Origin of the sequence: Parageobacillus thermantarcticus (genome assembly GCF_900111865.1) — a bacterium.
GTDB classification, from domain to species: Bacteria; Bacillota; Bacilli; order Bacillales; family Anoxybacillaceae; genus Parageobacillus; species Parageobacillus thermantarcticus.
In genome coordinates this window covers 35,894-42,565 of the sequence record NZ_FOJS01000026.1, presented here as the reverse complement: position 1 = coordinate 42,565, position 6,672 = coordinate 35,894, and the positions used below count along the sequence as shown (strand labels likewise).

At 46.0% G+C, this 6,672-nt stretch carries 7 protein-coding genes; 5 read left to right on the top strand and 2 right to left on the bottom strand.

The window, feature by feature from the left end:
- The first annotated feature begins 193 nt into the window (after window positions 1-193).
- The 4 genes from BM278_RS12290 to BM278_RS12275 all read left to right on the top strand — a co-directional run bounded on the left by BM278_RS12290 (window position 194) and on the right by BM278_RS12275 (window position 3,521).
- The gene (locus BM278_RS12290; RefSeq protein ID WP_090950109.1) at window positions 194-910 is read left to right on the top strand and encodes a (Fe-S)-binding protein; all 717 of its coding nucleotides are present in this window, start codon (window positions 194-196) and stop codon (window positions 908-910) included.
- A gap of 16 nt (window positions 911-926) precedes the next feature.
- The gene (locus tag BM278_RS12285; RefSeq protein WP_090950107.1) at window positions 927-2,354 is read left to right on the top strand and encodes a LutB/LldF family L-lactate oxidation iron-sulfur protein; all 1,428 of its coding nucleotides are present in this window, start codon (window positions 927-929) and stop codon (window positions 2,352-2,354) included.
- A complete protein-coding gene (locus tag BM278_RS12280; RefSeq protein ID WP_090950113.1) occupies window positions 2,354-3,076 on the top strand; it encodes a LutC/YkgG family protein in 723 nt (240 codons plus the stop codon). The genes BM278_RS12285 and BM278_RS12280 overlap by 1 nt, the downstream gene beginning before the upstream one ends.
- Window positions 3,077-3,242: 166 nt before the next feature.
- Window positions 3,243-3,521 (top strand): SunI/YnzG family protein, encoded by a 279-nt coding sequence (locus BM278_RS12275; RefSeq protein ID WP_090950105.1) that lies wholly within the window; start codon window positions 3,243-3,245, stop codon window positions 3,519-3,521.
- Window positions 3,522-3,694: 173 nt separating this feature from the next.
- On the opposite strand, the gene BM278_RS12270 is transcribed toward BM278_RS12275, so the two are convergent.
- Complete coding sequence (locus BM278_RS12270) at window positions 3,695-4,627, bottom strand: D-2-hydroxyacid dehydrogenase (RefSeq protein WP_090950103.1); 933 nt, start codon at window positions 4,625-4,627, stop codon at window positions 3,695-3,697.
- A gap of 84 nt (window positions 4,628-4,711) precedes the next feature.
- Window positions 4,712-5,398 carry a TerC family protein gene (locus tag BM278_RS12265; protein ID WP_090950101.1) on the bottom strand — a complete coding sequence of 229 codons (687 nt, stop codon included), beginning with the start codon at window positions 5,396-5,398 and terminating at the stop codon, window positions 4,712-4,714.
- A 413-nt stretch (window positions 5,399-5,811) separates the two neighbouring features.
- Between BM278_RS12265 and BM278_RS12260 the strand changes: the two genes are divergently transcribed.
- A complete protein-coding gene (locus BM278_RS12260; RefSeq protein ID WP_090950099.1) occupies window positions 5,812-6,657 on the top strand; it encodes an SPFH domain-containing protein in 846 nt (281 codons plus the stop codon).
- Window positions 6,658-6,672: the final 15 nt, after the last annotated feature.

Below are 6,672 nucleotides of genomic sequence, written 5' to 3'. Positions count from 1 at the left end.
TGGTGTTTGTTTGTCCACTGTTTATTCTACCAAAGGGGAAGCAACATGGCTCTTTTTCTATTTCCCTTTTTACACAATTATATGGACTTAACTCTGAAATAGTATATAATTAATGTTATACAAAGTCATCAGATGACCAGTTCACCTAATCTTTTCACTACCATGGTTGATACTACTTGGAAGGGGATTGACAATGAAAGTTTCCTTGTTTGTCACCTGTCTTGTTGACTTATTCCATACAAACGTTGGAAAAGCAACGGTAGAACTGCTCGAGCGGTTAGGTTGCGAGATTGATTTTCCAGAAGCGCAAACGTGCTGCGGACAGCCGGCTTACAACAGCGGTTATGTGAAAGAAGCGAAGGAAGCGATGAAACATATGATCCGCACGTTTGAGCATGCTGACTATGTTGTCACGCCGTCCGGCTCGTGTGCAACGATGTTCAAAGAATATCCCCGCATTTTTCAGGGAGATCGGGAGTGGGAGCCAAAAGCGAAAGCGCTTGCTGATAAAACGTATGAACTTACTCAATTCATCGTCGACGTATTGAAAGTAGAAGACGTTGGCGCCTCATTGCAAGGACGCGCGACATACCATACATCTTGTCATATGACGCGTTTGCTCGGCGTCAAAGAAGCTCCTTTCAAACTTTTGAAACATGTCAAAGGACTAGAAATCGTTCCATTGCCAAATGCCCATCAATGCTGCGGGTTCGGCGGAACGTTTTCCGTCAAAATGGGGCCGATTTCCGAGCAAATGGTCGATGAAAAAATCGAACATATTGAAGAGATCAATGCAGATTATCTAATCGGAGCAGATTGCGGCTGCTTGATGAACATTGGCGGGCGCATCGAGCGGCAAGGAAAGCCGATCAAAGTGATGCACATCGCTGAAGTGCTAAACAGCCGATAAAAGGGAGGGATCGGACATGCCGATGAAAATTGGGAACGCAAATTTCCGCGAACGAGTCGAAACAAATCTTCATAACACGTTTATGCGCGGCGCTGTCGCTGGAGCGCAAGAACGGCTGCACACAAGACGGCTCGAGGCGGCCGAGGAGCTCGGAAACTGGGAAGAGTGGCGTGCACTCGGGGAAGAAATTCGCCAACACACGCTAGAAAACTTAGATTATTATTTAATGCAATTAAGTGAAAACGTTGCTAAACGCGGCGGCCACGTCTTTTTCGCGCAAACCGCGGAAGAAGCGAACAATTATATCCGCGATGTCGTCATCCGCAAAAAGGCGAAAAAAATCGTTAAATCAAAATCGATGGTAACGGAAGAAATCAACTTAAACGCCGTATTGGAAGCGGCAGGATGTGAGGTCATTGAAACAGACCTTGGCGAATACATTTTGCAAATCGACGACCACGATCCCCCTTCCCACATCGTCGCTCCGGCGCTTCATAAAAATAAAGAGCAAATTCGCGACGTTTTTCGCGAAAAACTCGGCTACAAGCAAACGGAGAAACCGGAAGAATTGGCGCTTCATGCCCGCAAAACGCTACGCCGCGAATACTTAACCGCCGATATCGGCATCACCGGCTGCAACTTCGCGATTGCTGAATCCGGTTCGATTACGCTCGTAACCAATGAAGGAAACGCCGATTTAGTTACCGCCCTTCCAAAAACGCAAATCACCGTCATGGGAATGGAGCGCATCGTCCCGACGTTTGAAGAAATGGAAGTGCTTGTAAGCTTGCTAACGCGGAGTGCTGTCGGGCAAAAATTGACGAGCTACATTACGGTGCTGACAGGCCCTCGTGACGAAGGGGATGTGGATGGTCCGGAAGAGTTTCATTTAGTGATCGTCGATAACGGCCGCTCCAACATTCTCGGCACGGAGTTTCAGCCAATATTGCAATGCATTCGCTGCGCCGCCTGTGTCAATGTATGCCCGGTGTATCGTCATATCGGGGGACATTCATACGGCTCGATTTATTCCGGGCCGATTGGCGCCGTGCTTTCGCCATTATTGGGCGGATATGACGACTATAAAGAACTGCCGTACGCCTCCTCGCTTTGCGCGGCTTGTACGGAAGCTTGCCCTGTCAAAATTCCGCTTCACGAATTGCTGCTGAAACACCGCCAAGTAATCGTTGAACGCGAAGGAAAAGCGCCGATTTCGGAAAAACTGGCGATGAAAGCGTTTGGCTTAGGCGCAGCTTCTTCTTTCTTTTACAAGCTCGGTTCCAAAGTCGCTCCGAGCGCGCTGACGCCGTTTACAAATGATGACCGCATTTCCAAAGGTCCCGGACCGCTGAAAGCGTGGACGGAAATTCGCGAGTTTCCGGCGCCAAACAAAGAACGGTTCCGCGATTGGTTTCGCGAACATCAAAAAGGAGGCGGAAAATGATGCAGACTGGGACGATTCATAACCGCGACAAGTTTTTGCAAACTATCGCCAATCGGCTCGGGCGCAAGCAGCGCACCGCAGGGGTGTCCCGGCCAAATTGGCGCCACCAGCCGCAATGGACCGTATTTCAAGGCTATAGCCAAGATGAATTATTGGAAGCGTTGAAAGCGCAATGTCCGCGCATTCACACCGAATGCGTTGAAACAACATCCGTTAAGCTAAAAGAAACGCTAAAAGAAGTGGTCACCATGCACGGGGGCGGCCCTGTCGTGACATGGGACGATCCACGCTTTGACGAATACGGATTGACGCATTTACTACGCGACGAATGGCCGAAAGAACATATCGATGTCCACGTCTGGGACGCTTCCGCCGGCAGAAAAAACATCGACTTTGCTGAAAAAGCAAACGTCGGCATTACATTTAGCGACATCACGCTTGCCGAGTCAGGAACGGTTGTGTTATTTAGCGGAAACGGAAAAGGGCGAACCGTCAGCTTCTTGCCAAAAACGTATATCGCCATCGTCGCCAAAAGCACGATCGTGCCGCGCATGACGCAGGCAGCCGCTTACATTCATGAACAGATCGAAAAAGGAAATCTCGTCCCTTCATGCGTCAATTTTATCACCGGCCCAAGCAACTCGGCTGATATTGAAATGAACCTAGTCGTTGGAGTGCACGGTCCGATGAAAGCAACTTACATTGTTGTTGTGGACCGATGAGCTTTTCCACTTTCGTTTCGTTTTGAAAAAAATTTTCGGCTCATCGGATTATGTGGTGGAAACATATTGATAATTGTATTGGGACAAAAGTTTATCCCGGCAATGAGGGATTCGTTCAATAAGTAGTATTATATTTGTAACAGTAACAGAAGACTGGAGGAAATGCATGTTAGGGATAAAAGTAGAAAAATTAAATGATAACTTAGTGATTAGTTGGCTGCTATCGAAAATAGAAATACCCTTTTCTGATATTGTAGAAGTAACACTTGACGATACTTATGGTGGGGAGGAGAAAACAGCTATCAGAATTGGTACACCATATGGTGAAACGGATAGAGTTGTCATTCAAACATGTTCTAACACCTATATTTTATTTACGACTAATGCAGTCTCCATTAAAAATAAAATCTGCTCGTTTATAAACGATGAACTCAAACAGAAATGAAATTCTATTTCATGCCAAGTGTAAAAGCAAACAAAAGCAAACTTTTGTTTAAAATAAAACGACAAAACAACTTTCCACCACAAGATTCGAATACCCAAAATTTCAAAAACCGTAATCCCTTTTGATACCTATCTTATCGCCAACGGGCGCATCCGTTTCGGACGCGCCCGCTTTCAATATCCTCTCTGTACATCCACTTTGTTGCAAAGCGGTTCACCCGCTTCAATTCGCTGCAATGTTTGTAAAAAGCAATCTACCGCTTCCTCTGGAGATGTCAATGCGGCAATATGCGGAGTGATGATGACATTTGGATGCTGCCATAGCGGGGACTCCGAAGGCAGCGGCTCATTTTCGACGACATCCAAAATGGCAAGGCGAACATGGCGTCTTTCCAATGCGCTCCACAACGCGACCTCATCAACAGTCGCCCCTCTGCCTACATTAATAAAACTAGCGTTATTTAAAAGGGCAAAAAACTTCTCATCCAATACATGATACGTTTGTTTTGTCAAAGGAAGTGCCGCAATGACCCAATTCGCTTTTGGCAGCACTTCGCTTGCCTGATGCATCGGAAACACCGCGGCGAAATGCGGTTTCATCTGCCCGCTTCGCGAAATGCCAATCGGCTGAACATCAAAAGCCCGCAAATAGCGGGCGATCTGCTGCCCGATCTCCCCAGTTCCGCAAATGACGATGCATTGATTCCGCAACCGCTGCGGCGCGACCTGCTTCCACTGCCGCTGCGATTGATACCATCCATAAACGTCATGGCATTGCAAATCTCGAAGGATGTAGCTCAGACAATATTCGCTAATTTGCTCGCCAAACGAGCCGACCGTCCTTGTCAGCAACACGTCCTCTTTCCACTCTCTATTCCATAAAAACGCGTCTACTCCCGCCCCGAGAGAATGCACCCAACGAATGTTGCCAAATTCAAAGCAAGGTACTGGACGAAACCCTACATACGCGTCCGCCCAAAAAAAATCGTCGCGGCAAACCTCGTTTTCAGCAACAAAACGGAAATTTTTATTTATTTTCTTTTCTTTTAACAGCTGCGCCATTGCTAAATATAGCCGCCCTGTTACTAAAATATTTTGAAGCTGCATTACCCTTCTCCCCCTTTTTCCTTAAACCGTACTTACACTGTATGAAAGAAAAAGGGATATCTCCACATGGAGAAATCCCTCCGTTTACACAATCGTTCCTTCTTTGCTTTCCGCTCTTTTATTTGTTATATATCCAGCTGCTAGCACGAAAATCGTTAATCCGGCGCTAACGGCATACGTCAGCGGACCTTCCCGAAAATGGAGAAACCGCATAAATCCTTCGTCTTCCATCATCATTTTTGCGCCTGTCCATGCTAAAATACCTGAACCGACGTAAGCAATCCAGCGATATTTCTCCATGATTTTCATGATCGCTTTGGATCCGAAAATCATAATCGGAATGCTGATCGCCACCCCAAATGCAATCATGCCGATATGTCCTTCCGACGCTCCAGCAATGGCAACGACATTATCCAAGCTCATCACCGCGTCAGCCGCAATAATGGTGGCAATCGCTTTAATAAGACGGTCAGACGACTGAATGCTCTTTTCTTCTTCGTGTTCAATGAGAACTTTATAGGCGATCCAAAGCAACAGCAATCCACCCGCTAAATGAACGAACGGAATTTTTAGCAAAAACACGATGACCGTCGCAAATACGATGCGTAAAAGCACCGCACCTCCCGTTCCCCAAAAAATCGCTTGATTTTGCTGGTGCTTCGGTAGCTTCCGCGTCGCCATCGCAATGACAACCGCGTTGTCGCCGGATAAAATGATATCAATCGCAATGATTTTCAATAATGCCAACAACGCTTCCGAAGATATTGTCAAATAAACGCACCTCTTCTCCTTTTCTGAAACTATTTTTTCTCCTTTTTCTTTCATCTTACCGCAAATGCATTTTATCAGCAACTTCGCAAAACTATCTCCTGATCTCCTCTAATATCACAAAAAGTTGCTGATCTTATGCGTCATCGCGACTTTATTGTTACGTTCCCAATAGTTAACAAGCTAGAAAACGAAAAGACTCTTCACCAAAAGATGTACTTGATTTAGAAATGTGCTAGAGAATTGCTTCGATCAAATGGTAATAAAAGTAAAATGGATAACAAGATGTATTACATGAAATCAATTGTTTGTCAAGTACATTTTGCGGTAATAAATCAACGAAAAAATCATTTTACATTTATTTCAAAATGTGATATCACTTTAATATAAAATCGATATTAAGGAGAAGGATGCTTATGAAGGAAACAAAGGCATGGCATATGAACGGTTTTGTCGGGATTATTTGCATTGCCATATTGGTGGCGGGAGCGCTTGTTAGTTTGCTTCAGCAACAAATCGTTATTACTGTTCTATTTGCCGTTATTGCTGTCGCGTTAGCGAGCGGCATTACCATTGTGCAACCAAACCAAGCGAAAGTGCTAATTTTCTTTGGCCGTTATTTAGGGACGATCCGCGAAAGCGGTCTATTTCTCACCGTTCCGCTTACGATTCGGCAAAAAGTTTCTTTGCGCGTCCGCAACTTTACAAGCAGCAAGTTGAAAGTCAATGATGTGCAAGGAAACCCGATTGAAATCGCCGCTGTCATCGTATTTCGCGTCATCGACTCCGCGAAGGCGATTTTCGATGTGGACGATTACGAACAGTTTGTGGGGATTCAAAGTGAAGCAGCCATTCGCCACGTCGCCACGAAATATCCTTACGACACATTCTCCAATGATGATGAAATTACGTTACGAGGCAACGCGGACGTTATTTCCGACGTGCTTGCAGCTGAGTTGCAAGAACGCCTTAAAGTAGCCGGAGTGGAAGTGATCGAAGCGCGCCTTACGCATCTTGCCTACTCCCCGGAAATTGCCAGCGCGATGTTGCAGCGTCAGCAAGCGATTGCGATTTTAGCGGCAAGAAAGAAAATTGTCGAAGGCGCTGTCTCCATGGCGCAAATGGCGATCGAGCAGCTTGACAAAGAGGGAATTTTGGAGTTAGATGATGAACGAAAAGCCAATATGGTTAACAACTTAATGGTCGCCATTGTTTCGGAACGGGCGACCCAGCCTGTCATCAATACGGGCAGTCTATATTAACGGTTGTGGAGCACT